This is a genomic window from Demequina salsinemoris (assembly GCF_000974805.1).
GTDB classification, from domain to species: Bacteria; Actinomycetota; Actinomycetes; order Actinomycetales; family Demequinaceae; genus Demequina; species Demequina salsinemoris.
Window position 1 is genome coordinate 667,019 of record NZ_BBQZ01000002.1, and the last position, 26,387, is coordinate 693,405.

Consider the following 26,387-nt stretch of genomic DNA (forward strand, 5'->3'; position numbering starts at 1 on the left):
GCGGGGTCGTGGGGATCCAGCGTCCGATGTCGGAGGCCGCGCGTAGGGTGTGCGCATGGCTCGACGACCCGCCCTCTCCCCCTCCCGCGCGAGCGACTTCCGGCAGTGCCCGCTGATGTTCCGGCTGCGCACGATCGACAGGATCCCCGAGCCGCCGTCGGCCGCGGCGACGCTCGGGACCCTGGTGCACTCGGTGCTCGAGGACCTGTTCGACCTCAAGGCGCCGGAGCGCACGGAGGAGGCGGCGGTCGCCGCGATCGCGCCCGGCTGGGAGCGGATGCTCGCCAAGAACCCGGACCTCGCGTCCCTGCATGAGGACGATGCGGCGCTCGCGTCATGGCTCGAGGACGCGCGCACGCGGGTGCGCACCTACTTCACGATGGAGAACCCCACGCGGCTCGAGCCCTCGGGCCGCGAGGAGTTCGTCGAGCTGCAGCTCCCGGACGGTCCCCTGCTGCGCGGCATCATCGACCGCGTGGAGACCGCGCCCGACGGCTCGATCCGGCTGTCCGACTACAAGACCGGCAAGACCCCGCACGCGCGCTTCGGGAACAAGGAGCGCTTCCAGATGAAGTTCTACGCGCTGCTCGTGGAGCGGCTCAAGGGCACCCGGCCCACGCTCCTGCAGCTGCTGTTCCTCAAGGACGGCGGGACGCTCATGCTCCGCCCGACCGCGGAGGACATCGCGAACGTCGAGGCGGAGATCCGCGACCTGTGGAACGAGATCGCCGCGTGCGCGCGCACCGCGGAGTTCAGGGCGACGCCCAGCAAGCTGTGCGACTGGTGCAGCTTCCAGTCGCTGTGCCCCCAGTTCGGAGGCACCCCGCCCGCGCTCGCGCCCGACCGGGCGATGGAGGCGCTGGGAGTCTCCTAGGCTCGCGACGAGGCCGAGCGCAGCCGGCTGGATGTCTCCGCGAGCGCCGTCGCCGCGGAGCTGACCTGACGGACGCCCTCCGACGTGCGCAGCGATGCGGCGCCGATCTGCTCGAGCGAGCCCGCGATCATGCGGCTGCTGTCGGCGATCCGCTCGGTGCTCGTGGCCATCTCCGCGGTGGTCGCGGTCTGCTCCTCGACCGCGCCCGCGATCGTCGCCTGGAAGTCCGAGATGTTGCGGATGATCTCGCCGATGCGGGTGATCTCCTCCGAGGCCCGCTCGACCGTGGTCTGGATGCTGAGGACGCGCTCGGAGATCCCGCCCGTGGCTCGCGCGGTCTCCTGAGCCAGGTCCTTGACCTCGCCCGCGACCACCGCGAAGCCCGAGCCGGCCTCGCCCGCGCGCGCCGCCTCGATGGTCGCGTTGAGCGCGAGCAGGTTGGTCTGCTCCGCGATCGCCGTGATGACGTTGACCACCGCGCCGATCTCCTCGCTCGAGGACCCGAGCTCCTCCACCGTGCGGCTCGTCGCCTCGGACGCCTCGACGGCCTCCGCCGCCATCCGAGCGACCGACTGCGCGTTCTCCGCTATCTCACGGATCGAGGCACCCATCTGCGTCGTGGCCGACGCGATCGTGTCGATGCCGACGCTCACCTCGGCCGCCGCGCCGACGACCGACGCGGTCCGCTCGCTCGCCTCGTCCACGTCGTTCGTCATCCCGTGCGAGCTCGAGGCGAGCGACGTGGCGGCCCCGTCGAGCTCGTCCACCGCGGCGTTCACGTCACGCGACACCGCGGCCGCGCGATCGAGCGTCTCGTTGAGCGCGACGGCGAGCTGCTCGAGCTCGCCTGGCTGACCCCCCTGTGGCAGCCGCGTGTCGAGGTCGCCCGACGCGAGGAGCGCGGAAGCGGAGGCGATGCCGCGGATGATCGTGCGTCCGATCAGGTACGCGACGCCGGCGACCACCACCAGGATGCCGAGGCCCCAGGCCGCCAGCCCGAGCGCCGCGCTCCACGCGGCCTGGCGCACGTCGTCGACGTAGATGCCGGAGCCGACGATCCAGCCCCACTCGTCGATCCCCTGCACGTACGAGACCTTCGGCGCCGCCTCCTCGGAGTCCGGCTTGGGCCACATGTAGGACACGAAGCCCGCGCCCTCCGCCTGCACGACGTCGACGAACTCGACGAAGATCGCGGTGCCGTCCGCGTCGGTGATCCCGCTGAGGTCGGTGCCGTCAAGCTCGGGCTTGACCGGGTGGACGATCATCGTCGGCGTCTGGTCGTTGATCCAGAAGTACTCGGTGTCGGAGTAGCGCAGCGCGCTGATCGCGTCGATCGCGGCGGCCTGCGCCTCCTCCGTCGTCATGGTTCCGGCGTCGGCCTGGGCGACGTAGCCCTCGATGGTCTGCGCCGCGATCTCGACCACCTGGCGGGTCGCGGACTGCCGCTCTCCCATGAGCTGGGACTCGAGCGTCATGGAGCTCACCAGGATGAGGGCGCCGATGCCGACCATGGTCAGCCCGGCGATCGTCAGGATCCTGGCCTGGATCGACGTCGTGCGGAAAGCTCGGATCATCGTGGTCTCCTTCGAGATGGCGCGTCGCCACCCCATCGGACCGGGACCTAGGTCCTTGAGACGAATCCCACTAGTCGACGACTGCCTATCTTTTCAGGGACTTCTCAGTCATCGATGTCATCGAGCTCGTCGATCACGCGCCCCGCGGCGATCTCGCGGATCGTGCCGAGATCCACTCCCTCGAACGAGCGCACGCGGCTCACGCCCTCGATCCGCTCGACCGGGGTCAGGCGGCGCACCGCGAGGGTGCGGGCCCCCGACGCCACGGCGGACCGGACCCCCGCTCGCGAGTCCTCGATAGCGACGCATCGGTCGATCTCGACCCCGAGGCGGCTCGCCGCGAGCAGGTACGCCTCGGGATCCGGCTTCCCTCGCTCCACCTCGTCGCCCGAGACGACCACTTGGAAGGCCTCGGGTGCTCGCGCCTGGAAAGCGGCTGCGAGACGGGCGTAGGACATGGTCACGAGCGCGCACGGGATGCCTGCGGAGACGACCTCGGTCAGCAGGGCCCGCGCGTCCTCCTGCCACGGGACCCGCTCGGTCACGTCCGCCGCGACGGACGACAGGAGGAACTCGATGATCTCGACCTCGGGCAGGTCCACCCCCCGCGACGCGAGCACCGCGGCGGAGTACGGCAGCGCCTGCCCCACCAGCTCAAGGCCGTCCTCGTCGGTCCAGTCGACCCCGAAGCGGGTCGCGAGGGCCTTCTCGGCGGCGATCCAGTAGGGCTCGGAGTCGATGAGGGTGCCGTCCATGTCCCACAGGACGGCTGCCGGGTCGGACGCGTGTGGATTCACGGCCGTCAGTCTAGGCTGGCCGGATGAACGAGGAGACCGAGTCCCCGCACCTCCCCGAGGACGAATCCGTGATGATCGCGGCCTTCGAGGGCTGGAACGACGCAGGCACCGCCGCGTCGGCCGCCCTCGATCACATGGCGGAGACCTGGGGCGCGCGCGAGCACGCGATCCTGGACCCCGAGGAGTACCACGACTTCCAGGTCAGCCGACCCTCCATCACTCGTCTCGCGTCCGGCGACAGGGTGCTGTCGTGGCCGGGCACGGTGATCTCGCTCGCGCAGGGCGAGTGGCGCGGCGGCCGGGACATCGCCCTCGTGCGCGGCATCGAGCCGTCGATGCGCTGGCGCACGTTCGCCGAGGAGATCCTGGATCACGCCGAGGACCTCGAGGTGTCGACGCTCATCACGTGCGGCGCGCTGCTCGTGGACGTCCCCCACACGCGGCCCCTGCCCACGTTCGTCACGTCGGAGAGCGCCGAGGCCAGAGCGCTGTTCGACCTCGAGCGCTCCGACTACGAGGGCCCGACGGGCATCCTCGGCGTGCTCGGCCACGAGGCCGAGCTGCGCGGCATCACCGTGCTGTCGATGTGGGTGGGGATCCCCCACTACGTCGCGCATCCGCCGAGCCCCAAGGGGACCGTGGCGCTCCTGAGCCAGATCGAGCGGTTCCTCGGCGTGCCGATGGACCTGGGCGACCTCCCCTACGAGGCCGAGGCCTGGACGCGCGGAGCCAACGAGCTCATGGAGGACGACGAGGAGATCGCCCAGCACGTCGAGCGGCTCGAGTCGATGATGGACGAGGCGAGCCTGCCCGAGGCCTCGGGCGACGCGATCGCCGCCGAGTTCGAGCGCTTCCTGCGCCGCCGCGACGGCGGCACCGGGAAGTAGCGCGCGCCCTCTCCTGCGCCGCGTGCGCCCGACCGAGCCGGTCGGACCGCGCGGCTGCCGCATCGTCCCTCCACCGCATCGTCCAGCTGCGGCGTCGTGCCGCTACAGCGCCGGGACCGCTCCCGTGACCAGGAGTCCGACGATCGCCGCCGCGAAGATGAAGCGGTAGATCACGAACGGCATGAACGAGTGCGTCGTGATCAGCCTCAGGAACCAGACGATGACGATGTAGCCGACCACGAAGGCGACGAGCGTCGCGATCGCCGTGGCCACGAGTCCCGGCCCCGACGGATCGGTGATCCCCTCGAACTCGGTCGCGAGCTCGAACAGCCCGGAACCGAGGACTGCGGGGATCGCGAGCAGGAACGAGTAGCGGGCCGCTGCCTCACGCGTCAGGCCCAGGAACAGGCCGATCGAGATCGTGCCGCCCGAGCGGGACACGCCGGGCACGAGAGCCATCGCCTGCGCGAAGCCGAGCACGATCGCGTCCTTCGCGGTGAGCTCCTTGATCTCGCGACGCTTGGCGCCGACCTTGTCGGCCCACGCGAGCACGACCGCGAACACCGCGAGCACCGTCGCCGTGATCCACAGGTTCCTGAGGGCCGACTCGATCGAATCCTTGAACAGCACGCCGAGGATGACGATCGGGAAGGTGCCGATGATGACCCACCAGCCGAGCCTCGCGTCAGGGCTGTGCGCGCCGAATCGAGCCGCACGGTCCTTGCCATCGTGCCCGAACAGCGCGCCGAACCACGCGCGCAGGATGGTCGCGATGTCCTTGCGGAAGTACACGAGCACCGCGGCCTCCGTGCCGATCTGGATGATCGCCGTGAACGCCGCTCCGGGGTCCGCCCCGTGCGGAAGGAGCTCGCCGATCACGCGGATGTGCGCGCTCGAGGAGATCGGAAGGAACTCGGTCAGGCCCTGGATCAGGCCGAGAAGTACAGACTCCCACCACGTCATGGTCGCAAGGCTAACGCCCGCGCGTCGCATCCCGTGCACCCTTGTGGAGACCGGTAGCGTCGTCCGCATGCAGCGCAGGAAGGTCGGGTCGAGCGGTCTCGAGGTGTCGCGCCTCGGTCTGGGCACCATGACCTGGAGCCGCGACACCTCTCCCGAGGAGGCCGCTGATCAGCTCGATCTCTTCCTCGACGCGGGCGGCACGCTGCTCGACACGGCCGCGACGTACGCCGACGGAGGCTCGGAGGCCCTCATCGGATCCCTGCTGTCGGGATCGGTCTCGCGCGGCGAGGTTCAGATCTGCACGAAGGCCGGCATCCGGCGCACCCCCTCGGGCGGCATGATCGACGCGTCGCGCGACACGATGCTCGACACCCTCGACGCCTCGTTGGGCAGGCTCGGCACGGACCACGTGGACCTGTGGCTCGTCCACGCGTTCGACGCGGTCACGCCCTCGGACGAGACCCTGCACGCGCTCGAGATCGCCGTGAGCTCGGGACGGGCCCGCTACGTGGGCGTGTCGAACTATCCCGGCTGGGCGACGGCGCGCATCGCGACGCAGGCGACGGGGCGTCCGTCGATCACCGCGACTCAGATGGAGTACTCGCTGCTCCAGCGCGGGATCGAGCGCGAGGTCGTCCCTGCGGCGCGCAGCCTGGGACTCGGGGTGATGGCCTGGTCGCCGCTCGGTCGCGGCGTGCTCACCGGAAAGTACCGCGCGGCCGTCCCCGCCGACTCGCGCGCCGCCTCCGAGCATCTCGCGGGATTCGTCGAGCCGTACCTGGGCGACCGCGAGCGGATCGTGGTCGACGCCCTCGCCACCGCGTCGGATGGCCTCGGGCTGGCCGCTCAGCAGGTCGCGCTCGCCTGGGTCCTGTCGCGCGAGTGGATCGCGTCGGCCATCGTGGGAGCTCGCACCGCGCGGCAGCTCGAGACCACGCTCGACGCCGCTGACCTCCAGCTGCCTCCCGCGATCCGCGAGGCCCTCGACGAGGTCACCGCCCCCGAGCTGGGCTACCCGGAGCGCAGGTAGGGAGCGTACGATGACGGACTCGATGGTTCAGCTGAGCTCGAACTCCTCGATGTCGTCGTCGAGCTCGTCCTCGTCCTCGGCGGCGTGGGAGTCCAGCTCATCCGTGTCGTCGAGGACCACAGGCAACGACTCGCCGAACTCGTCGTCCAGCGCCGACTCGTATCCTTCGAAGGCCTCGGCCAGGGCGTCGTACGCGTCGTCGACGGCGACGTCATCGTCGCCCCGGCGGCCGGTGACCGCTGCCAGGTGCTCCTCGAATGCAGCCTCCAGGCGCCGCAGCGCCTCACGCGACTCGTTCATGGAACTGACGGTACCCGTGACTTCACCGAAATGGGAGGGATCATGAAGAACAGCAGGACCACTCGCGCCGACGGACACGTCGTCACGCCCGCGCGTCCGAAGGAATCCACGCGCTCCCACGTCGAGTGGAGGGTCGTCGACATCCCCCGTGACGTGACCCGGTCGGAGGCGCGCGCCATGCTCACCGAGCAGGCCGAGTACGGGAAGTGGGAGCTCGCGAGAAGCCAGCGGTTCATCGGTGGCGCGAGGCGCGTGTGGCTGCGCCGCCGGACCATGCGAGTCGAGCGCTACGACGCGGCCTGATCCGCCTCTCGGCGCCGTCTGCTGAGGCCGACCTCGCCGATCCACGTGAGCGCCGCGCCGAGCGCGAGCATGCCCAGCTGCATGGGCGGCAGCGCGAGCCCGATGATCCCGATCTGGAGCGTCATCCACAGCACGAGCGCGAGGCCCACCGCGATGACGGCAGGCCATGCGCGTGGGTCGCCGCGCAGCACGAGCGCCGTCGCGAGCAGCGGCGCGAGACCGAAGGCGATCAGCAGGACGATGCCGGGGAGCAGATAGTCGCCCGGCAGCCACGATGGCAGCATCGAGGCGTCCGTGCCCATCCGCGAGCCATCCGGCGCGGCGACATACGAGAAGCCACCGTAGAGCCCGCCGCCTCCGAGGAGCACCAGCAGCACGACCGCGGCGGCCCTCATGTCAGCAGTCCAGGAGGAACTGCTCGACGACGTCGGCGCCGACCTCGAGCGAGCGGATCGGGATCCGCTCGTCGATCGCGTGGAACAGGCTCGAGAAGTCGAGCCCGTCGGGCAGCATGAGGGGCGCGAAGCCGTAGCCGTTGATCCCGAGCTGCGCGAGATGCTTGTTGTCGGTGCCGCCCATCATCATGTACGGCAGCGCGATCGCCTCCGGGTCAGCGCTGCGCAGGGCCGCGATCATCTTGTCCACGACGGGGGTGTCGAAGGGCGCCTCGACCGCGGGCTGCTCGATGTACTGCTCGACCTTCACGTGGCTGCCCGCGAGCTCCTCGAGCTGCCGCAGCACCTGCTCCTGCTGTCCGGGCAGGTACCGCACGTCGATGTAGCCGGTCGCGACGTCGGGGATGACGTTGGACTTGTAGCCCGCGTCCAGCATCGTCGGGTTCGAGGTGTTGCGCAGCGACGCCTCGATCATGCGGCTCACGGGCCCCATCCCCGCGACGATCTGCGCGACACGCTCCTCGGTGGGCTCGTACTCGAGCCCGAGCAGCTCCGCTGCGCCCTTCAGGAGCGCCTCGGAGGTCGGGGTGATGTCGAGCGGCCACGTGTGCGCGCCGATGCGGCTCATCGCGCCCGACAGGTGGGCGACGGCATTGTCGTGATGCACGAGGCTGCCGTGACCCTGCACTCCGGTGCCGACGAGTCGGAGCCACGAGATGCCCTTCTCGGCGGTCTGGATCAGGTAGGTGCGTCGGCCGCCCACGGAGACGGAGAACCCGCCGACCTCGGAGATCGCCTCGGTCGCGCCGCGGAAGTCCTCGGGGTGATTCTCGACCATCCACTGCGCACCGACACGCCCGCCGTGCTCCTCGTCGGCGAAGAACGCGATGACGATGTCCCGAGCGGGCCTGCGACCCGACTCGATGATCCGCTTCACCGCCTCGAGGTACATCGCGGCGATGCCCTTCATGTCGACGGCGCCGCGGCCCCAGATCATCTCGTCATGGATCTCGGCAGCGAACGGCGGATAGGTCCACTCCTCCGGGAAGGCCGGGACGACGTCGAGGTGCCCGTGGAGGACCAGCGGCGGCCGCGAACGATCGGCGCCCTCCCACAGCGCCGTGACCGTCGTGCGCCCTGGCGCGGCCTCGCGGATCACGGGCTCGAGGCCCAGGTTCGACAGGAACGTCGCGACGTACTCGGTCGCGACCCGCTCCCCCGGTCCAGGCTCGTCACCATAGTTCGAGGTGTCGATGCGGATGAGGTCCTGCGTGAGCTGGATGAGCGACTCCTGGGTCATGCTCGTCAGCCTAGTGACCTCCGACGGTGGAAATGACGAAGGCCCCTCCGAGGAGGGGCCTTCCGATGGTGTCCGAGGGGGGACTTGAACCCCCACGCCCTTAAACGGGCACTAGCACCTCAAGCTAGCGCGTCTGCCAATTCCGCCACCCGGACGAGGTGGACCGAGGACCCTTCCGGGCGCCTCAGCGCGGATAGAAGAATAGCACGCATTCGCGGGGTCCGAACGCCACTTCGCCAACCTCACCGTTCCCGGACCCGCATCGCCCCTCGTTCCACGCGACCTTCCGGCCGTGCACGTGCGCCCGCGACTGCTCGCCGCGACGTCGCCCACGGTGTGAACGCGCACATCGCCGCGTCCCGTGGCAGGCTGACGATGACGCTCGAGCGGCCCACGGATCGCCGAATCACCACCTCGACGGGACCAAGGGCCCAGGTAGCACCACCTGTCACGCCCCTAGCGTCGAAGGCGAGGCATTACTCCAGTCAATGAGGACAGGAACACTGATGACGACGAACTTCTACCTCTCGCTCATCCCCGAAGCACTCATCGCTTCCATGCTCACGCCGGAGGAGTTCGGCCTCTACTACGCGATCGGCAACGCGAAGCGCTCGCGTGGCCAGGCGGTCTTCTTCTCGATCGACACGGACCGGCTCCCGGAGGGGGCCTTCGACCTCTCGACCGTCGCCGAGCGGTGCGTGCCCCACGGCGACGGCGCGCCGAAGCGGTCCGTGTACATCGCGATCTACCGCGTGCTCGAGCGCATCCCGCGCGAGGCGATCACGGCGCTTCACCTCGCGACGGACGACGGTCGGGTCCTCACTCTGGAGCCGACCGAGTACGCGCCCGGGGCGACCGGCTGGTCGCACCTGTACCAGGAGTTCTGCCCCGTGAGCCCGCGCGTCGTCTCGACCCTCGATCCCGCCGGCTTCACGAGGTTCATCACGGACCAGGAGCAGCCCGTGCACGTGCCCCGGATCGTCTTCGCGGAGCTCACCCTCGGCGCGCTCGCGCAGAACCCCGCCGCGGGCGCGGCCGACGACCTTCCCTACCCCAACGTCGGCCACCTGCGCGACTGCCTCATCGAGCTCGCCGACGGCGGCGGCAAGCCCACCAAGACGGTGCTGCGCCAGATGACGCAGGAGGTCCTGTTCCGCACCGTGAGCGGCGGCTTCTACGTCGGCGACTCGACAGGGATCACGACGTTCGCGCTTCCCACGCTCGACGCGCTCGAACGCGAGCACTACGCGTGGTGGCGGTCCGCCCAGTCCACCTTCGGCCAGTAGCCGATCCCGCCCAACCCTTCGAGAGGAACCCATGCCTGTCTGGTTCTGGCTGGTGCCCATCGCCTCGGTGATGGCGCTCGGCGCCGCCTACTACTTCTTCTCCGTCATGATGAAAGAGTCCGAGGGCACGGAGACGATGGCGCGGATCGCGCTGCACGTCCGCAACGGCGCCCTCGCCTACCTCAAGCAGCAGTACAAGATCGTCGGCATCGTCCTGGGGTCGTTGACCGTCCTCTTCTGCTTCCTGGCCTACGGCCTGCACGTGCAGAACCCCTGGGTGCCGTTCGCGTTCCTCACGGGCGGCCTCTTCTCCGGCCTCGCGGGCTTCATCGGCATGCGCACCGCGACGTACGCGTCCGCGCGCACCGCCAACGCCGCGAGGGAGTCGCTCAACAAGGGTCTGGGCGTCGCGTTCCGCTCGGGAGCCGTCATGGGCCTCACGGTGGTCGGCCTGGGCCTGCTCGACATCTCGATCTGGTTCTTCGTGCTCACGCAGTTCTACGACATCGACGAGGCACAGCACGTCGTGGTCATCACGACGACGATGCTGACGTTCGGCATGGGCGCGGCGGTGCAGTCGCTGTTCGCCCGCGTCGGCGGTGGGATCTTCACCAAGGCCGCCGACGTCGGCGCGGATCTGGTGGGCAAGATCGAGGCGGGCATCCCCGAGGACGACCCGCGCAACCCCGCGACGATCGCCGACAACGTGGGAGACAACGTCGGCGACGTGGCCGGCATGGGCGCCGACCTCTACGAGTCCTACGTGGGCGTGATCCTCGCGTCCGCGGCCCTGGGCGCGGCCGCCTACTACAGCTCCGGCACCGACGTGCAGATCCTCGCGGTGATCGCGCCCATGGTGATCGGCGCGATCGGCGCACTCTTGTCGATCGTCGGAGTGTTCTTCGTCCGCACCAAGGAGGGCGCGACGCAGAAGGACCTCCTCGGCTCGCTCGGACGCGGCGTCAACGGCGCCGCGGTGCTGATCGCCGTGCTGTCGCTCGGGGTGCTGTGGCTCATGGACATGCCGAACATGTGGGGCCTGTGGCTCGCGCTCATGATCGGCCTGCTCACCGGCATCGCGATCGGCCAGGCCGCCGAGTACTTCACCTCGGAGAGCTACAAGCCGACCAAGACCATCGCAGCCGCGAGCAAGACCGGTCCGGCGACCGTCATCATCGCCGGAGTCGGCTCGGGCATGCTGTCCGTCGCGGTGCCGGTGATCGCCGTGGTGCTCGGCACGACCCTCGCCTACTACTTCGGCTCAGGCTTCGTCTACTCCACCGACACCATGAACCTCGGCCTGTACGGGATCGGCATGGCGGCCGTGGGCATGCTGTCCACGCTCGGCATCACGCTCGCGACCGACGCGTACGGCCCCATCGCCGACAACGCGGGCGGCAACGCCGAGATGGCGGGTCTGCCTCCCGAGGTCCGCCAGCGCACCGACGCGCTCGACTCTCTCGGCAACACCACCGCCGCGACGGGCAAGGGCTTCGCGATCGGATCCGCGGCGCTCACCGGCATGGCGCTCCTCGCCTCCTACATCGAGGAGGTCAAGATCGGCATCTCGCACGTGCTCGAGCGCGGAAGCGATTTCGTCTTCCCCGACGGGACGACCCTGGCGGCCGGCGCGATCGACGAGCTCCAGTCGCTCGACCTCATGCAGATGATGACCTACTTCGAGGTGGTGCTCATCAACCCCAAGGTGATCGTCTCGATGTTCACGGGCGCGATGCTCGCCTTCGCGTTCTCCGGGATCACCATGAACGCGGTGGGACGCGCGGCCGGCCAGATGGTCGACGAGGTCCGCCGTCAGTTCCGCGAGATCCCGGGCATCATGAGCGGCGAGACCGACCCCGACTACGCCCGTTGCGTCCACATCTCCACCAAGGCCGCGCAGCGGGAGATGATGATGCCCGCGATCCTGGCCCTCGCGGCGCCCGTGATCGTCGGCCTCATCTTCGGCGTCCCCGGAGTGCTCGGGCTGCTCATCGGCGCGATGGTCGCCGGCTTCTCGCTGTCGATGTTCCAGGCCAACGCCGGTGGCGCATGGGACAACGCGAAGAAGTACATCGAGCAGGGCAATCACGGCGGCAAGGGATCCGAGGCCCACAAGGCGGCCGTCATCGGCGACACCGTCGGCGACCCCTTCAAGGACACCTCGGGCCCCGGCCTCAACATCCTCGTCAAGCTGATGTCGATGGAATCGATCGTCATCGCGGGCGTGACCGTGGCGGTGCACCTCGTCTGACGCCTCCCTCAGCGCCCCAGCGCAGACGTGCCGCTCGCGGCGAAGCCCGCACCTGAGAAGGTGCGGGCTTCGTGGCGTCCTGGGTGCGGCGGTCAGGTGAACAGGCTGACTCCTCCGGGCCCGACCAGCAGGGCCACGACGATGAGGATCACTCCCCACAGGATGTCCTTCTGGAAGATCCGGATGACTCCGGTGATGCCGATGATCACGGCGAGGATCCACAGGATGGTGGCCCACATGGTCGGTACCTCTCCCTCTCGATGAATGATTCGGTCACTCGGTGCAACCATTCACCAGCGTACGGACATTTCCGACATTCCTCGCAGGGAGAGCCCTCACAGCGGCAGTGCAGCCCCCTCGTGAGCGAGCAGCCAGCGCTTGCGGTCAAGGCCCCCCGCGTAGCCCGTGAGGCGTCCATCGGCACCCACGACGCGGTGGCACGGCACGAGCACTCCCACCGGATTCGCGCCGATCGCCGCGCCGATCGCGCGAACAGCGCGAGGTCTGCCCACAGCGACGGCGATGTCCGTGTACGTGCGCGTCACCCCTGCGGGGATCCGCACGAGCTCGTTCCACACGGCCCTCTGCAGCTCCGTCCCCTTCATGTCCAGCGGCGGCAGCGCCTCGATCGCGCCGTCGCCATGGAAGTAGCTCTCGACGGCCGCGACCGCCGCCGCGAGCATCGCGTCGGGGCCCGCGGCGGGCGAACCTGTGGCGGACGACGCGCCGGGGTCCGCCGCGGCTTCCCAGCGTGGCGCCGTGGCGGGCGCCTGACCGTCCCCGCCGACGGCTCGCACGTCCTCGGCAGCATCGTCTGAAGCACAGTCTGGAGCACCGTCGAACCGCGCGAGCGCGAGCCCGCGCTCGGTCGCTCCGAGCGTCATCGGCCCCAGCGGGGTCACGATGGTCGCCATCGCCGCGAGGCCGGCCTCTCCCCCACGTCGTCTCATGTCATCCCGCCGATCCATGACCTCTCCCTTCGGCGTTCGCCGTCCATAGGTGCTGCGCCGCGTAGGCACGCCAGGGTCGCCAGCGCTCCGCCACGGGAGTCACGTCCCTCGCCGCAGCTCCCAGCTCCTTCCGGAGCACCAGGTCGGTCCCGGGGAACGCGTCGGGGTCTCCGTAGCCCCGCAGCATCACGTAGTCCGCCGTCCACGGGCCGATGCCGGGGATGGCGAGCAGGCGCTGCCTCACCTGGTGTCGGTCCGCGCCGGGAGACACGTCCAGATGCCCGTCCGCTACGGCTCTCGCCACGGCACTCAGCGCACGCCAGCGCGACGCTGGCATGAGGCCCACCTCCGGGTCGACATCCGCGAGGACCTCGGGCGTCGGCATCAGCAGAGACGGTGCCCCGCCTGCGAGCGAGATGCGCCGGCCCCACCGCTCCGCGATCGCCGCGAGGGAGCGCCGCGCCCCGGACACGGAGACCTGCTGTCCGACGATCGCGCGCGCCATGGCCTCGAAGCGGTCGACGGACCCGGGCACGCGCAGGCCGGGAGCCACCGCGAGGTGGCCGGCGAGACGATCGTCCCGAACGAGCGCCTCTCGCACCGCGATGGGATCCGCATCGAGGTCGAGCAGCGCCCTGCAGCGGGACACGGCGGCACCGAGGTCGCGCGGGTCGGCGAGGTCCAGGCCCACCCGCACGCCGTCCTCGACCGGCACGAGCCGCGCGCGGGCGGGGCCGTGATGCAGGGTGAGCGTCCGCACATGCGCGGAGCCCGGTTCGACCGTCTCGACGCCGTCGATCGCCCGCGCGGCGAGGAAGGCGAGGACCCGCTCGCCATCGAACGGGGCGCGCGTCGCGAGCCTGAGCTCGAGGCGCATCGTCCCGCCATCGCCTGAGGCCTCGGTACCGACGGATCCCCCGGTCGCGGCGCTCGCCTCCACCGTGGGAGCGGCGTCCACGGCCCGCGTCGAGGTCGAGCGAGCTCGCCGCCCCCGGGCCTCGGAGGGCGTCATCCCCCACGCGCCTCGGGCCGCGTCGTTGAACTGGCGCACCGAGCCGAAGCCGGCGGTGAGCGCGACCTGCGTGAGGGGCAGGTCGGTGTGCTCGAGCAGGGCTCTCGCACTATGAAGGCGATGCGCGTTCGCGAGTGCAAGGGGCGGCGCGCCGAGCTCATCGACGAGGATCCGCTGAAGCTGACGCCTCGAGTAGCCGAGCCTCGCGGAGAGCCCGTCGACGCCCTCGCGGTCGACGACCCCGTCATCGATCAGCCGCATCGCGCGTGCGGCGACGTCGCCGGTCACGTCCCAGTCGGGTGAGCCTGGCACAGCCTCGGGCCGGCATCGTCGGCACGAGCGGAAACCCGCCGACTGCGCCGCGGCGGCGGTCCGGTAGAAGCGCACGTTCTGCCGCGCAGGGGTGCGCGCGGGGCAGGACGGTCGACAGTAGATGCCGGTCGTCAGGACAGCCGTGAAGAACTGGCCGTCGTAGCGCGCGTCACGCCCGCGGATCACCGCGTAGCGCGTGTCGTCATCCCACATGACACAGAAGCATGACTCATCTCGGACGTGGTTGCTGGCGGTTTTCGGACATGGCAGCGGGCCGTGGGAGTCCGGTCATCGGAAGTCCCTGCTGGTGGTCGGGATCGTGAGGCTCAGCGGGGCGAGGTGCTCGGCGACGAGGTTCGTGGCGCCGTCGGCGCGTTCGATGCGGCCCCGGATCACGAGGGCCGGGGATCGGCGGGCGACGGCCTGGAACCGTCTCCACAGCCCGGCGGAGCAGATGACGTTGAGGAACCCGGTCTCGTCCTCGAGGGACAGGAAGGTGACGCCCTTCGCCGTGCCGGGACGCTGACGGTGGGTGACGACCCCCGCGGTCGCGACGCGTCGATCCGCCTCGTGCACGAGGACGTCGCTCACGCGCAGGACGCCCTGGCGGTCGAGCCCCTCGCGCACGAACACCGTCGGGTACGAGTCGGCGGACACCCCGGAGGCCCACACGTCCGCGACCGCCTCCTCGACCGCCGACATCCCCGGGAGCTGGGGCGCGTCGACGCCGGGGACGACGTCGGGCAGCGTCCCCGGCCCCTCCTTCGCGAGGATCCCGGCGGCCCAGAGCCCCTCTCGCCTGGTCACGCCGAGTGACTCGAGCGCCCCGGCGGTGGCGAGCGCCTCCCACTGGGCCGTGGTCAGGCCCTTCTCCGGGGCAAGCCCCGCCCGCCCCGACACACCGCCCGGTCGCACCCGCACCCTCCTCGCCATGTCTCCGAGCGACGTGAACGGGGCCTCCTCGCGCGCTGCGACGATCGCGTCGGCGGCGTCCGCTCCCAGGCCGCGGATCGCGCGCAGCCCCATGCGTACCGCGAGGGTGCGATCGATGCGGGTGAGCCGCGACATGTCCTCCCGGACCTCTCCCGGAGGGACGAAGGGCACCGCCAGCCTCTCGACCGTCGCAAGCGGCTCGGACCTCGCGACGCACGGACGCAGCACCGACTGGCCGTGGCGGCGAGCGTCGGCGGCGAGCGACTGAGGCGAGTAGAAGCCCATCGGCTGGGCTGCGAGCAGGCCCGCATAGAAGGCCGCGGGCTTGTGCACCTTGAGCCAGCTCGACGCGTACACGAGATAGGCGAACGAGTACGAGTGCGACTCGGGGAAGCCGAAGTCGGAGAACGCCTTGAGCTTGTCGAAGATCTGCTGGGAGACGTCGGCGGTGATGCCGCGTTCATGGGCGCCCACCATGAAGCGGGCACGCAGCGCCTCCATCCGCTCGGGTGAGCGCTTGGAGCCCATGGCACGGCGCAGCTGGTCGGCGAGCGCGCCGTCGAAGCCGGCGCAGTCCATCGCCATCTGCATGAGCTGCTCCTGGAACAGCGGCACCCCGAGCGTCTTGCCGAGCGACTTCTCGAGGAGCGGGTGCAGGTAGGTGACCTCCTCCCTGCCGCGCGCGCGGTTGATGTAGGGATGGACGGAGCCTCCCTGAATGGGGCCGGGACGGATGAGGGCGACCTCGATGACGATGTCGTAGAAGCGGCGCGGCCGGAGCCGCGGCAGGGTCGCCATCTGGGCGCGCGACTCCACCTGGAACACCCCGACCGTGTCAGCGGCGCACAGCAGGTCGTAGACGGCCGGGTCCTCCTGGGGCAGCGAGTGGAGCGAGAGGTCCTCGCGCTCGACGTCCTGGACGTAACGGAACGCGTACTTGAGCGCGGAGAGCATGCCGAGGCCGAGCAGGTCGAACTTCACGAGCCCCGCGTCCGCGCAGTCGTCCTTGTCCCATTGCAGCACCGTGCGCCCCGGCATCCGTGCCCATTCGACGGGGCACACGTCGATGACGGGACGGTCGCACAGCACCATGCCGCCGGGATGGATCCCGAGGTGCCGAGGGAGGCGCAGCATCCGTTCCGCGAGGTCGACGACCTGGCCGGGGATGTGCTCGAGGGGCTGGACTGGCGGGGGCTCCGGCCACATCGCGTCGCGCTGCCGTGCGGCCCAGGCCTCCTCGGCCTTGCGGTCGGTGCGCAGCGTGGACCAGCGATCGATCGAGGTGGACCACGCGTCCTGCTGGCCTGCGTCGAAGCCGAGCGCTCGGGCCGCGTCCCGCACGGCCGAGCGCGGTCGGTACTGGATGACGTTGGCGACCATCGCGGCGTTGATGCGACCGAAGCGCCGGAAGACGTACTGGATGACCTCCTCGCGCCGGTCCGACTCGATGTCGACGTCGATGTCGGGGGGCCCGTCGCGCTCGGGCGCGAGGAAGCGCTCGAACAGCAGCCCGTGCGTGACGGCGTCGACCGCGGTGACGCCGAGCGCGTAGCAGACCGCCGAGTTCGCGGCGGACCCCCGCCCCTGACAGAGGATGTCCGTGCGGCGGCAGAAGCTCACGATGTCGTGGACGATGAGGAAGTAGCCGGGGAAGTCGAGCGCCTCGATCACCGCGAGCTCATGCTCGATCTGCTTCCACGCGCCGGGGATCCGCTCGGCGTCGGGAGGGCCGTATCTCTCGCGCGCCCCGCGGTAGGTCAGCTCGCGCAGCCAGGACGCCTCGGTGTGCCCCTCGGGGACCGGGTAGGGAGGAAGGTTCGGGGCCACGAGCTGGAGGTCGAAGGCGCATTCGACCCCGAGCCTCGCGGCTGTGGCGACCGCCTGGGGGTGCCGCCGGTGGCGATGCAGCATCTCCCCCGGAGACCGTAAGTGCTGGCCCGCTCCGCCGGGAAGCCAGCCGTCCATGTCGTCGAGCGCCGATCGCGCTCGCACGGCCGCGAGCGCGGAGGCCAGGTCCGCGTCTCGAGGGGCCGCGTAGTGCGCGTTGGTCGTCGCCACGAGCGGCAGGCCCGAGTCGAAGGCCAGGTCGGCGAGCGCGTCGTTCACCTCCGAGTCGTAGGGCTGGCCCGTGTCGGTGATCTCGATCGCCACGTTGTCGCGGCCGAACAGCGCCGCGAGCCTGTCGATCTCGACGCGAGCGGCGGCGAAGCCTTCCCTGGTCACTCCGACTCCCTGCGCGTCGAGGCCGACGCCGGGGACGCCGATGCCCGCGAGCGCGCGGCGGACGGCGCCTTTGCGGCATCCGGTGAGGACGAGCAGGTCGCCGCCGCCGTCGGAGGCGAGCTGCTCGAGCGTATAGCGCGCGGTGCCCTTCTCCCCGGTGGCGAGGTGGGCCATGCCGATCGCGTGCGAGAGGCTCGCGTAGCCGCGCGCACCACGCGCGAGCACGAGCAGGTGGGAGCCTCGCGGGTCGGGCCTGTCGGTGGGCGCGTCGAGCACGGGCGCCCCGCCGGGACCGTCGGGCACGGCGAGATGCAGCTCCGATCCGAAGATCGCGGGCAGCCCGATCGCGCGGGCGGCGTTCGCGAAGCGGACCGCGCCGTAGAGGCCGTCGTGGTCGGTGATCGCCATCGCCGACAGCCCGAGCCGTCCCGCCTCGGCCGCCATCTCCTCGGGCTGGCTCGCGCCGTCGAGGAAGCTGAAGGCCGAATGCGCGTGCAGCTCGGCGTACTCGGGGTCAGCCATGGATCCACCCGATCGCAGAGGTCTCAGTAAGGGAAGGTTCAGTCATAGAGCGCCTCGAGCCTCCACGAACCTGAGGCGAAGGCGACGAGCACCGCCAGCCCGGGCTCGCCGTCCGACGTTCGCAGCGCGAGCTGCATGTACGCCCGACGGTCCGCGTCGGGCGCCCACCAGCGCTCGGCCACGGGCCAGGGCCCGGCCCACGCCTCGACGGGACGCGCCTTCTCCCACACGATGCCGCCGTCGCCGCCCACGTGGCCGGATGAGGGGTGCCGGTGAGCCGCCCTGGCTCGTGCGTCGCGCGGGTCCGCGGGCAGCCGCACCCATGTGGGCGGGGCTGTCACCGCGAGCCTGCGATCGATGACGACGGGACTGCCTCCGGCGTCGAGGACCTGGACGGGCGCGGGGACGGGCAGGACCGTCGCGGGCGCCGGGTCGGGGATCCGTCCTGGCCAGGGATGCTCGACGCGGCGGGGAGGCTCACCCTCCTGCCCCCAGGCGAGCGCATGGACCCGGTCCCGAGGAGAGCGCCCGCCCTGCTCTGCCACGGCGAGCACGCCGTCGATGCCGAGCAGTCCCTGAATCCTCTCGAGAGCGCGGAGCGCCCTCGCATCGTTCCCGGACGATCCTCCCCACAGGTAGGACTGCTCGTCTCCGAGGGCGACCACGTCCTCCGCGATGAGCGCCAGGGAGACCAGCGGAGCGGGCTCGGGGCCATCACCCGTCCCGGACAGCCATCCCTCGAGCTGCCAGCGGACCCTGTCCGTCATGTGGGCGGCGAAGGCCCCCGACCGCGTGGCGACGTCCGTGCGCCACACGCGCTCCAGGGTGTCGCCCTTGACCGTGCGCGCGGCGATGCGCACCTTGCCGCATCGCATCCCGGCGGCCAGCAGGGCTGCGTCGAGCCGCTGCGCCGCGTCGCGGGCGGCCCAGGCGAGCTGCTCGACCCGCTCGGCGGGGTCCTCGAAGTCCTGCTCGACGGCGATGTCCTCCTCCGAGCGTCTCAGCACCGGAGGCGCGACGTCCTGGCCGAGCGCCATGCGCTGCGCCCAGGCACCGAACGGCCCGAAGCGCGCCAGCACGTCCCCCGCGGGGAGCGCGGCGAGCTGGCCGAGGGTGTGGAGGCCCAGCCTCGACAGCACCCCGACGAGCGCCTCCGCCTCGGCCAGCCGCTCCCTCCCCATCGCCGCATAGGCGAGAGAGTCCACGGGCAGCGGGGCGAGGAAGTCCGCCGACTCCCCCGGCGGCACCATGACGGAGGCCCTGGCCGCCATCACCGCGGCGAGCAGACCGTCGGCGGCCCCCACCTGGGACTCTCCCCCTGACTGAGCGACCGCATCGACGAGCGCCTCCGCGAGCGCCGCCTCGGAGCCATGGAAGCGCGCGGCACCGTCGGAGGGGATCATCAGCAGTCCTGGGCGTGAGATCTCGACACCCGCGACGACCTGCTCGGCCGCTGCCGCCACAGGCTCGAACTCCCGAGCGTCCCGCCCCTCATCGTGACCGAGGATCTCGAGCTCGGGGCAGACCCGCTGAGCGGCCCGCTTGCGCATGCCTCGCCGCACCCCTGCGGCCCGTGCCGCGGCCGAGACCGCGACGAGCCCCTTTCCGTGCAGCACCGCCGCGGGAGCCTCGATCCCCAGCCCTGCCTCCGCCGCCGCGGCGACCACGGGCCAGTCGGGCACCCACAGCACGGCGCGACGCACCGTCGCCACGGGCCCTGCGGCCCGGGGCGCCCTGGCCTCGGCGCTCACGCGACCTCCTCGCGCGCATCGGCGCCAGCAGCGCCCACGGCCCTCGAGACCGTCATGGCCCGGTCCGCGTCCAGCGCGATCCGCACCCGCCTGGCCGGCCCCAGGCGTCGTCCCGTCACCACGACTGTCGCCTCGCGTCCCCGCAGGCGCCCATCGCCGGCGCCGAGCCCCGTCCAGCGCACTCTCTCGACGTCGAGAGATATCTCCGCTCCCGCCCAGGGGCCGGCTGACAGCAGCAGCGCGCCCTGCTCCCGCGCACGCGAGGTCAACCGCCTGCGATCCGACTCCGACAGCGCGAGCCGCTCACCCGCCATCACGACATCGACGCCCTCGAGGCACAGTGCGACGACTGCCGCGGCCTGAACCCCGGGCTCCGGCACGAGCGCGAGCCTGGACAGCTCGATGCCACGCCTGCGCGCGGCCACGACCCCCACCGTCGGCATCCCGACCGCGGCCGCCCATGCGCCGCGCTGGGAGGCCTGACCCGCGAGCGCCAGGAGCAGCGACGTGGAGCCGCCGACGCTCACCACCCTGCCGCGAGGAAGCCCCTCCGGCAGCAGCGCGCGCCACGCATCGTCCACCGGCCACGCCCGATCCGAGTCGTCGCGCGCGACGCCGACCCGTGCCTCGACCTCCTTGAGGGCGGCGCGGGCCGCGGCGAGACGATCCCCACGAGCCTGTTCGAACATACGTTCGATTCTGCCATGGGCCACCGACATCCGAGAAGGCCGGGTGACCCCCTTCACACGACTCGCGCACGAGCCAGGAAGGATGCAAGGCGGATGGTCAGCGCGCGCGCAGCTCCCACATCGCCACGGCGGACGCCGCCGCGACGTTGAGCGAGTCCACTCCCCCGGCCATCGGGATCGTCACCACCGCGTCGACGCTCCTGAGCGCCGCCCGGGACAGCCCGTCCCCTTCCGCGCCCATGAGGATCGCGACCCGCTCATGACCGAGCGCCGAGAACTCGTCCAGCGTCACCGCATCGTCCGCGAGCGCGAGCCCCGCGACCACGAAGCCGGCGTCCCGCAGGACCTGAAGATCGCCCGGCCACTCCTCGGCGCGCGTCCACGGCACCTGGAAGACCGTGCCCATCGACACCTTGACCGAGCGCCGGTACAGCGGATCGGCGCACGTGGGCGCGACGACGACGGCGTCGGCGCCTATCCCCGCCGCCGAACGGAAGATCGCACCGACGTTCGTGTGGTCGACGATCCCCTCGAGCACGACGACCCGGCGCGCGTCGGCGACCAGCTCGGAGACGGACGGGAGCACGGGACGATGCATGGCCGCCAGCGCGCCCCTGTGCACCTGGAAGCCGGTCACCGACTCGAGCACCTCCTCAGGCGCGACGTACACCGGCGCATCGACGCCGGCCACGGCGAGAGCCTCGACCACGCCGGGCAGCCACCGCTCGCTCACGAGCACCGATCTCGGCTCGTGACCCGCGGCGAGCGCGCGCGAGATCACCTTGGCACCCTCGGCCATGTACAGGCCGCGCTCGGGCTCGAGGCTGCGGCGCAGGGCGACGTCGGTGAGGCCGCGGTAGTCGGCGAGACGGTCGTCGGAGGCGGAGTCGACGGCGATGACGGGCATGCGTCCATCATCTCAGCCAGCACTAGGGACGATGCGCCGCCAGGCGTAATCTGGAGGTGAGGGTCCGCGAGGGCCCGAGCTGAGAGGACGCGATCATGATCGCGCAGCGGGATCGGTTCGACGAATGGGTCGAGGCGGGGCTGCTGGAGGCAACCGCCGCCGAGGCGCTGAGGCGCTACGAGAACGATCACGGTCACGCAGAGCTCGCCCCGAAGGACCAGTCCCCGACCGCCACACCCGCACCGCCCCCCGCACCACAGGAGGGCAGGGGCCGTGCGCTCGCTCTGGTCGGCGAGATCCTCGGCTACCTCGGCGCGGTGCTCGCGATCACGGCGATCAGCTTCCTGGTGAGCCAGACCTGGTCCTCGATCCCCACGCCAGGGCGGATAGCGCTGGTCGCACTCCTCACGGCGGTCGTCGGCACCGCCGGATTCATGGCCACGCACTCGGCGCAGGACGCGGCGCAGCGGCTCGCGTCGGCGCTGCTGCTCGCGACGGTCGTGAGCTCGGGGTGGCTCGCGTGGGTGCTCGTGGACGCCGCCGGGCTGAAGGACGAGATCGCGGCGCTGTGGACGTTCCTCGTCGCGGCCGCCGTCGCGGCCACGATCTACGCGATGCGGCGCCGGGCGCTCGCGCAGCTCGCCCTCCTGGCGGCGACCCTCGGCGTCGCGGTCGCAGCGATCGAGGTGCTCGACGTGACCGAGGGACTGGTGCCCGGCCTCGTGATCGGCTCGGTCGGCGCCGCCTGGGCGGGTCTCGCGATCGCCAAGGTCATCACTCCCGCCGTGCCCGCGCTCATCGCGGGAGGCCTCGTCACGGTGTCCGGCATCAGCACCGTGGCATTCGACGAGGACTGGCGCTGGCTGGTGCTGGCGACCGGGGTCGCCGTCGCTGTCGCGATGCTCATGCTCGCCGTCCTGAGGCGCGAGCTCATCACCCTCATGGTCCCCGGCGGCATCGGGCTGCTCATGTTCGTGCCGCAGCTGATGGAGCACCTCGTCGGCAACGCCGTGGCCACGTGGACCGCGGTGCTCGTCACGGGCATCGTCCTGATCGTCGTCTCGATCAGGATGCTGCGGGAGCCGCGGCCCGACTGAAGCGGGCCGCCCCGCACATGGCCGGGCCCCGGGGAGCGGTTGCTCCCCGGGGCCCGGTTCGATGCGCGGCTACTGCCCCTTCTCGACGTTCGGGTCGAACGGGCGGCCCGACTCGGAACCTGCCTTGTCTGCCTCGGCGGACACGCCCTCGGCCTGTCGGCGCGCCTCCTCGAGCGCGGCCTTGGGGTCCGCGAGCGCCGAGGTGATGCGGGACTTGCGACGCTCGGAGCCCGCGGCGCGCTCGAGCGGCTCGAGGTCCTCCTCGACGCCGAAGCCCGCGGAGATCGCCTTGAGCGCTCCCGTGAACTCGGTGGGCACGAACCACATCTGGTTGTTGGTGCCCTTCGCGATCTCGGGGAGCATCTGCAGGTACTGGTACGACAGCAGCTTCGAGTCGGCGTCGCCTTCGTGGATGGCGTCGAACACCTGGAGGATCGCGCGCGCCTCTCCCTCGGCCTTGAGGATGCGCGACTGCGCCTCACCCTCGGCCTTGAGGATCGCCGACTGCTTCTCGCCCTCGGCGGTCAGGATCTGCGACTGCTTCACGCCCTCGGCCGTGAGGATCGCGGCGCGGCGGTCACGCTCGGCGCGCATCTGCTTCTCCATCGAGTCCTTGACGGACATCGGCGGCTCGATCGCCTTGAGCTCCACGCGGTTGACGCGGATGCCCCACTTGCCGGTCGCCTCGTCGAGGACGCCGCGCAGCTGGCCGTTGATCTGGTCGCGGCTGGTCAGCGTCTGCTCGAGGTCCATCGTTCCGATGACGTTACGGATCGTGGTGACGGTGAGCTGCTGCATGCCGACGATGTAGTTGGCGATCTCGTAGACGGCGTCGCGCGAGTTCGTCACCTGGAAGTAGATGACGGTGTCGATCTCGACCACGAGGTTGTCCGAGGTGATCACGGACTGCGGCGGGAAGGACACGACCTGCTCGCGCATGTCGACCTTCTGACGCACCTTGTCGATGAACGGCACCAGGATGTGCATGCCGGCCTCGAGCGTGCGTGAGTAGCGACCGAGCCGCTCGACGACGCGCGTCTCGGCCTGCGGCACGATCTGGAGCGTCCTGATGATCGTCGAGATGACGAAGATGACGAAGACGATGAGGGCGATGAGCCCCACGACCGCTCCGACGTTGAGGTCTCCCATGAGCTCTATCCCTCCTTCGGGGCGGCGCCCTTGGCCGCCTCCAGCGCGACGATGGCCGTCGCGCCCTTGATCTCGAGGACGACGACGTCGACGTCCTCCGCGATCGCCGGCGCACCCTCCGAGGTGCGTGCCGACCAGACCTCGCCCGCGAGCTTCACGCGACCGGCACGGTGCGTGATCTCATCGAGCGTGTGCGCCTCCTTGCCGACGAGTCGCGCCGTGTTGGTCTCGACCACGGCGGCGCCCTTCTTGCGCAGCGAGCGCAGCAGGAACGGGCGCACCGCGAGCAGCAGGACGCTCGACACCACCGCGAAGGTGAGGATGCTCCCCCACAGCGGGGCGCCGAGCAGCGCGGCGACGCCGCCCGCCAGGGCTCCGCCCGCGAACATCAGCAGCGTCAGGTCGAGCGTCGCGAGCTCGGCGAGTCCCAGCGCGAGAGCCGCGATGAACCACCACATGGAATCCATGTTCCACCTCCTTCCGGCACGCTAGCAGGAGGGAATGTGGCGTTCCATCGGTCCCGGGGATGATCGGCGACGCCACGAGACCAGGGCCCCTCATCCCCGGGACGGATCACGCGATCCTAGGGATGAGAGGCCCTGGTCAGGAAGGGTTCGTACAGCTCAGGAGATCTCCGCGAGGGCCGCGACGCGCTCGGCCTCGCGAGCCTCCTTGTGCCCGCGCCACGCGCGGCGGATGGCCCAGGCCCAGAGGACGACGATCCCGCCGTAGACGGCCCAGGACCAGGAGCCGACCTCGACAGGGAGGGCGTGCAGCAGGGTGCGGGAGTTGGTGAGGATGATCATTCCTCCGACGGCCGCGCCGAGCATGCGGGGCGGGACGATGCGGACGAGCCAGGCGGCGATCGGCGCGGCGATCAGGCCGCCGATGAGCAGGCCCACGACCCAGACGGCGTCGATGCCGGCGGTGCCGAGGCCGATGATGAAGCCGAGCGAGGCTGCGATCGAGACGAGGAACTCCGCGGTGTCGATCGAGCCGATGACCTTGCGGGGCTCCATCCTGCCGGTCGACAGCAGCGCGGGGGTGCCGACGGGACCCCAGCCGCCGCCACCCGTGGCGTCGACGAAGCCCGCGACGAGTCCGAGCGGCGCGAGGAAGCGACGACGCAGGGGCTTCGCGGCGGCGTCGGCCTTGGGCTCGACGACGGTGAAGCGCGTCAGCACGTAGAAGCCGAGGCCGAGCAGCAGGACCGCCATGAGAGGCGCGGCGGCCTCCGTGGACAGGCCCGAGAGCAGCGTCGCTCCGATGAAGGCGCCGATCGCGCCGGGGACGCCGACGCGGCCGACGACCTTCCAGTCGACGTTGCCGAAGCGCCAGTGGGACACGCCCGAGGCGAGCGTCGTGCCGACCTCTGCGAGGTGCACGGTGGCCGAGGCCGCGGCGGGGGCGAGCCCCATCGCGAGCATCAGCGTGGTCGACGTGACCCCGTAGGCCATGCCGAGACTGCCGTCGACGAGCTGGGCTCCGAAACCGACCAGGGCCAGCATGATCAGCGCGCGCATATGCGACTCCTTTCGACGCCGGCCGCGGATGCGGCTCAAGGGCGCGTCAGAAGCACACTAACCCACTTTCCTAGTAGGAAAAAATACATACCAAGAAAGTAGGGTTATATCAGGGGTTCTCCCAGGCGGATTCGTCCTCGATGAGCCCCGTGATCGATGCGGGCAGCGCGCCACGGGCGAGGTCGGCGACCGTCACGCTCTCGAGCACGCTGCGCACGCTCGCGCGCAGCGCCACCCACACCTTGAGCAGATCATCGGCGGCGCCGTCGTACGACAGCTCCGACGGGCGCTCCCCTCGGACGAACACGAGCGGCCCGTCGACAGCGCGCACGATCTCCGCCAGGGAGATCTCCGCTGCGGGCCGCGCGAGACGATAGCCGCCGCCGAGCCCTCGCTGGGACACCACGACGCCCTCGCGTCGCAGGATGGTGAGGATGCCCTCGAGGAACTTGCGCGGCATCGCCTGCGCCTCCGCGAGAGCCTCCGTCGTCAGGGAGCCCTCCGCAGCGGCGAGCTCCGCCGCCGCCCTGATCGCGTAGTCCGCGCGTGCTGAGACCCTCATGCGCCGCTCTCAGGAGCCGCGTCGAGCGGTCCAGCGCCCCGCGGACTCCTGAACCTCGACCGGCATGCCGTAGGTGAACGACAGGTTGTCGGCGGTGAGCACCTCGCCCAGCGGTCCGGCGGCGACGACCTCGCCGTCCTTGAGGAGCAGTGCGTGGGTGAAGTCCACGGGGATCTCCTCGACGTGGTGCGTGACCATGATCATCGCGGGCGAACGACGGTCGCCCGCGAGCTCGGTGAGCGCGCCGAGCAGCTCCTCCCGCCCGCCGAGGTCGAGTCCCGCCGCGGGCTCGTCGAGCAGCAGCAGCTCGGGGTCCGCCATGAGCGCTCGGGCGATCTGGACGCGCTTGCGCTCGCCCTCGGACAGCGTCCAGAACTGGCGGTCCTTGTAGCCGCTCATGCCGAAGGCCTCGAGAAGCAGGGACGCGCGCTCGCGATCGAACTCCTCGTACTCCTCGTGCCACCGACCGGTGACGCCGTACGCCGCGGTCATGACGACGTCCTCGACGCGCTCGCCAGGCGGGATGGTGTCGGCGAGCGCGGCGCTCGCGAGCCCCACGCGAATCCTGAGCTCGGTGACGTCGACCTCGCCGAGGCGCTCACCGAGCACGTCGACGGTGCCGTCCGTGGGGTGCATCCGCGCGGACGCCAGGGTGATGAGCGTGGTCTTGCCCGCACCGTTCGGCCCGAGCAGGACCCACCGGTCGGCGGAGTCGACGGTCCAGTCCACTCCGCGCAGGATCATGTTGTCGTCGCGGCGCAGGGTCACGCCGCTCATCTCGAGGACGGTGGTCATGA

The 26,387-nt window shown here is 70.9% G+C and carries 25 protein-coding genes and 1 tRNA gene; 7 read left to right on the plus strand and 19 right to left on the minus strand.

Annotated features, from left to right (window positions below):
- The first annotated feature begins 55 nt into the window (after window positions 1-55).
- Complete coding sequence (locus tag AOP78_RS06645; protein ID WP_062202446.1) at window positions 56-874, plus strand: RecB family exonuclease; 819 nt, start codon at window positions 56-58, stop codon at window positions 872-874.
- Here the strand turns inward: AOP78_RS06645 and AOP78_RS06650 are convergent.
- Both AOP78_RS06650 and AOP78_RS06655 read right to left on the minus strand, forming a co-directional pair.
- Window positions 871-2,448: a methyl-accepting chemotaxis protein gene (locus AOP78_RS06650; protein WP_062202622.1), complete on the minus strand. Its 1,578-nt coding sequence runs from the start codon at window positions 2,446-2,448 to the stop codon at window positions 871-873. The genes AOP78_RS06645 and AOP78_RS06650 overlap by 4 nt on opposite strands.
- 104 nt (window positions 2,449-2,552) lie before the next feature.
- Window positions 2,553-3,245, minus strand: coding sequence for an HAD family hydrolase (locus AOP78_RS06655; RefSeq protein ID WP_236685310.1), 693 nt, complete (start codon window positions 3,243-3,245; stop codon window positions 2,553-2,555).
- A 23-nt stretch (window positions 3,246-3,268) separates the two neighbouring features.
- Here AOP78_RS06655 and AOP78_RS06660 point away from each other — a divergent pair, with 23 nt between their 5' ends.
- Window positions 3,269-4,132, plus strand: coding sequence for a PAC2 family protein (locus tag AOP78_RS06660; RefSeq protein WP_062202450.1), 864 nt, complete (start codon window positions 3,269-3,271; stop codon window positions 4,130-4,132).
- Window positions 4,133-4,234: 102 nt separating this feature from the next.
- Here the strand turns inward: AOP78_RS06660 and AOP78_RS06665 are convergent, their stop codons facing one another.
- Window positions 4,235-5,095, minus strand: a complete 861-nt coding sequence (locus AOP78_RS06665) for an undecaprenyl-diphosphate phosphatase (RefSeq protein WP_062202452.1) — start codon at window positions 5,093-5,095, stop codon at window positions 4,235-4,237.
- A gap of 67 nt (window positions 5,096-5,162) precedes the next feature.
- On the opposite strand from AOP78_RS06665, the gene AOP78_RS06670 reads away from it, so the two are divergent.
- Window positions 5,163-6,125, plus strand: coding sequence for an aldo/keto reductase (locus AOP78_RS06670; RefSeq protein WP_062202454.1), 963 nt, complete (start codon window positions 5,163-5,165; stop codon window positions 6,123-6,125).
- Between the two features lie 27 nt (window positions 6,126-6,152).
- On the opposite strand, the gene AOP78_RS06675 is transcribed toward AOP78_RS06670, so the two are convergent.
- Window positions 6,153-6,425 carry a hypothetical protein gene (locus AOP78_RS06675; RefSeq protein WP_062202456.1) on the minus strand — a complete coding sequence of 91 codons (273 nt, stop codon included), beginning with the start codon at window positions 6,423-6,425 and terminating at the stop codon, window positions 6,153-6,155.
- A 42-nt stretch (window positions 6,426-6,467) separates the two neighbouring features.
- On the opposite strand from AOP78_RS06675, the gene AOP78_RS06680 reads away from it, so the two are divergent.
- Complete coding sequence (locus tag AOP78_RS06680; protein WP_152659432.1) at window positions 6,468-6,728, plus strand: DUF5703 family protein; 261 nt, start codon at window positions 6,468-6,470, stop codon at window positions 6,726-6,728.
- On the opposite strand, the gene AOP78_RS06685 is transcribed toward AOP78_RS06680, so the two are convergent.
- The 3 genes from AOP78_RS06685 to AOP78_RS06695 form a co-directional block, all read right to left on the minus strand.
- The gene (locus AOP78_RS06685; protein ID WP_062202460.1) at window positions 6,713-7,123 is read right to left on the minus strand and encodes a hypothetical protein; all 411 of its coding nucleotides are present in this window, start codon (window positions 7,121-7,123) and stop codon (window positions 6,713-6,715) included. The genes AOP78_RS06680 and AOP78_RS06685 overlap by 16 nt on opposite strands.
- 1 nt (window position 7,124) lies before the next feature.
- Window positions 7,125-8,423, minus strand: a complete 1,299-nt coding sequence (locus tag AOP78_RS06690; protein ID WP_062202462.1) for a M20/M25/M40 family metallo-hydrolase — start codon at window positions 8,421-8,423, stop codon at window positions 7,125-7,127.
- Window positions 8,424-8,489: 66 nt separating this feature from the next.
- Window positions 8,490-8,578, minus strand: a tRNA-Leu gene (locus AOP78_RS06695).
- Window positions 8,579-8,929: 351 nt separating this feature from the next.
- Here AOP78_RS06695 and AOP78_RS06700 point away from each other — a divergent pair.
- A complete protein-coding gene (locus tag AOP78_RS06700) occupies window positions 8,930-9,709 on the plus strand; it encodes a hypothetical protein (RefSeq protein ID WP_062202464.1) in 780 nt (259 codons plus the stop codon).
- Window positions 9,710-9,740: 31 nt separating this feature from the next.
- Window positions 9,741-11,960 carry a sodium-translocating pyrophosphatase gene (locus AOP78_RS06705; RefSeq protein WP_062202465.1) on the plus strand — a complete coding sequence of 740 codons (2,220 nt, stop codon included), beginning with the start codon at window positions 9,741-9,743 and terminating at the stop codon, window positions 11,958-11,960.
- A gap of 92 nt (window positions 11,961-12,052) precedes the next feature.
- Here the strand turns inward: AOP78_RS06705 and AOP78_RS15365 are convergent, their stop codons facing one another.
- From AOP78_RS15365 to AOP78_RS06735, 7 genes are all read right to left on the minus strand, one after another.
- Window positions 12,053-12,199, minus strand: coding sequence for a GPGG-motif small membrane protein (locus tag AOP78_RS15365; RefSeq protein WP_169748448.1), 147 nt, complete (start codon window positions 12,197-12,199; stop codon window positions 12,053-12,055).
- A gap of 96 nt (window positions 12,200-12,295) precedes the next feature.
- Window positions 12,296-12,910, minus strand: a complete 615-nt coding sequence (locus AOP78_RS15470) for a methylated-DNA--[protein]-cysteine S-methyltransferase (RefSeq protein ID WP_062202467.1) — start codon at window positions 12,908-12,910, stop codon at window positions 12,296-12,298.
- Window position 12,911: 1 nt separating this feature from the next.
- Window positions 12,912-14,447, minus strand: coding sequence for an Ada metal-binding domain-containing protein (locus tag AOP78_RS06715; protein ID WP_062202468.1), 1,536 nt, complete (start codon window positions 14,445-14,447; stop codon window positions 12,912-12,914).
- Window positions 14,448-14,522: 75 nt separating this feature from the next.
- Complete coding sequence (locus tag AOP78_RS06720) at window positions 14,523-17,912, minus strand: error-prone DNA polymerase (protein WP_062202470.1); 3,390 nt, start codon at window positions 17,910-17,912, stop codon at window positions 14,523-14,525.
- A gap of 38 nt (window positions 17,913-17,950) precedes the next feature.
- Window positions 17,951-19,663 carry a DNA polymerase Y family protein gene (locus tag AOP78_RS06725; RefSeq protein ID WP_236685311.1) on the minus strand — a complete coding sequence of 571 codons (1,713 nt, stop codon included), beginning with the start codon at window positions 19,661-19,663 and terminating at the stop codon, window positions 17,951-17,953.
- A complete protein-coding gene (gene imuA' / locus AOP78_RS06730; RefSeq protein ID WP_062202473.1) occupies window positions 19,660-20,352 on the minus strand; it encodes a DnaE2-dependent mutagenesis accessory factor ImuA' in 693 nt (230 codons plus the stop codon). The genes AOP78_RS06725 and imuA' overlap by 4 nt, the downstream gene beginning before the upstream one ends.
- Before the next feature lie 97 nt (window positions 20,353-20,449).
- On the minus strand, window positions 20,450-21,259 hold the full coding sequence (locus tag AOP78_RS06735; RefSeq protein ID WP_062202475.1) for a TrmH family RNA methyltransferase: 810 nt from the start codon (window positions 21,257-21,259) through the stop codon (window positions 20,450-20,452).
- A 95-nt stretch (window positions 21,260-21,354) separates the two neighbouring features.
- Between AOP78_RS06735 and AOP78_RS06740 the strand changes: the two genes are divergently transcribed.
- Entirely contained in the window at window positions 21,355-22,356 is a 1,002-nt protein-coding gene (locus AOP78_RS06740) for a DUF2157 domain-containing protein (RefSeq protein ID WP_062202477.1), read from the plus strand.
- 69 nt (window positions 22,357-22,425) lie between these two features.
- Here the strand turns inward: AOP78_RS06740 and AOP78_RS06745 are convergent, their stop codons facing one another.
- The 5 genes from AOP78_RS06745 to AOP78_RS06765 form a co-directional block, all read right to left on the minus strand.
- On the minus strand, window positions 22,426-23,505 hold the full coding sequence (locus AOP78_RS06745) for an SPFH domain-containing protein (protein ID WP_083979878.1): 1,080 nt from the start codon (window positions 23,503-23,505) through the stop codon (window positions 22,426-22,428).
- A 5-nt stretch (window positions 23,506-23,510) separates the two neighbouring features.
- Complete coding sequence (locus tag AOP78_RS06750; RefSeq protein ID WP_062202481.1) at window positions 23,511-23,972, minus strand: NfeD family protein; 462 nt, start codon at window positions 23,970-23,972, stop codon at window positions 23,511-23,513.
- A gap of 156 nt (window positions 23,973-24,128) precedes the next feature.
- Window positions 24,129-25,028 (minus strand): sulfite exporter TauE/SafE family protein, encoded by a 900-nt coding sequence (locus AOP78_RS06755; RefSeq protein ID WP_062202483.1) that lies wholly within the window; start codon window positions 25,026-25,028, stop codon window positions 24,129-24,131.
- A 109-nt stretch (window positions 25,029-25,137) separates the two neighbouring features.
- Window positions 25,138-25,590: an RrF2 family transcriptional regulator gene (locus AOP78_RS06760; RefSeq protein WP_062202485.1), complete on the minus strand. Its 453-nt coding sequence runs from the start codon at window positions 25,588-25,590 to the stop codon at window positions 25,138-25,140.
- A 9-nt stretch (window positions 25,591-25,599) separates the two neighbouring features.
- Entirely contained in the window at window positions 25,600-26,385 is a 786-nt protein-coding gene (locus AOP78_RS06765) for an ABC transporter ATP-binding protein (protein ID WP_062202487.1), read from the minus strand.
- Between the last annotated feature and the right edge of the window lie 2 nt (window positions 26,386-26,387).